Here is a 666-nt window from a genome sequence, read left to right on the forward strand (position 1 = left end):
ATTATCAGCGATCGCTTTACCAATTTCTGGCAGTAGAAGGGGCGGCATAACACTGGTTAGAAAACTTCCCGGGCCAAGCACGATACAGTCTGCTTGTTCGACAGCTGCAACGGCTTCTCTGGTCGCAGGAACTTCTGGAGACAAGTCCATCATGCGCAGTTTTTCTGTCATGTCATCAACGTTGGTTTCACCCGTAACCCAACGGCCGTCCATTGACAAAGCAGTGAGATCGGAAGGATGTTCCGTCATTGGCACAATATTCACATCGACTTTAAGCATGTTACGAATCAGGTTGATCGCTTCCAATGGGCGAACAGAAAGGTTGTCTAGTGCAGTCAGCATTAGGTTACCGAGGTTGTGACCATCGAGTTCACCTTGACCGCGAAAGCGGTATTCGAACATCATCGAACTGATCGAAGGCTCGGTGATTAGTTGGTTGATACAGTTACGAGTATCACCCCAAGCGATACCACCTTGGCAATCTCGAATACGCCCGGTTGATCCACCGTTATCTGTGGTTGCAACAATGCCTGTCGCGTTGCTACCAAAGTCTTTTAATGCCGCAAGCATACGACCTAAGCCGTGACCACCACCAATTGCGACAACTTTCTTTGAAGAGTAAATATTCATTTTTTGTTCTTGTTAGATTATTACCAACTATAATTT

The 666-nt window shown here is 46.5% G+C and carries 1 protein-coding gene; it reads right to left on the reverse strand.

The genetic code is table 11. The features are described 5' to 3' along the window. On the reverse strand, window positions 1–630 hold a 630-nt coding region (gene yvcK, locus AB4496_RS28315), incomplete at its 3' end, for a uridine diphosphate-N-acetylglucosamine-binding protein YvcK (protein WP_372133373.1). Window positions 631–666 lie beyond the last annotated feature (36 nt).

It is taken from the genome of Vibrio sp. 10N.222.46.A1 (assembly GCF_041473595.1).
GTDB classification, from domain to species: domain Bacteria; phylum Pseudomonadota; class Gammaproteobacteria; order Enterobacterales; family Vibrionaceae; genus Vibrio; species Vibrio tasmaniensis_A.